The following is a 266-nucleotide window of genomic DNA, read 5'->3' as shown; positions in this document are numbered from 1 at the left end:
ATCCGGAACCTTTCTAACCAAGCTCACGGCGCGATGAATGTTCTCAGGCGCAAGATCAAGACCTGCCACCGACCCGTTGGAGCCAGTCAACTCGCAGATGAGCGGAAGGAAGCTTCCGGCCCCGCATCCCGCATCGAGCACGTCCCAGCCATGTTGCATTCCAACTTGGGTAAGTGCGCCTTCGTATTCCGGCCGGGAGGACTCGAAATGTAGATCCGGCCAGCTTGCGTCATTCGCTCCATGGCCGGCCGATGGTGAAATTCTGC

The 266-nt window shown here is 58.6% G+C and carries 1 protein-coding gene; it reads right to left on the bottom strand.

Features of this window, described 5'->3' with window-relative positions; translation table 11 throughout:
- The coding region (locus KVT37_RS34085; protein WP_368860646.1) for a methyltransferase domain-containing protein at positions 1 to 159 on the bottom strand (159 nt) is incomplete at its 3' end.
- Positions 160 to 266 lie beyond the last annotated feature (107 nt).

It is taken from the genome of Mesorhizobium sp. GbtcB19 (genome assembly GCF_019091085.1).
Taxonomy (GTDB): Bacteria; Pseudomonadota; Alphaproteobacteria; order Rhizobiales; family Rhizobiaceae; genus Mesorhizobium.
Note: the sequence above shows the minus strand (reverse complement) of the source record. Positions and strands in the feature narration are given on the sequence as shown.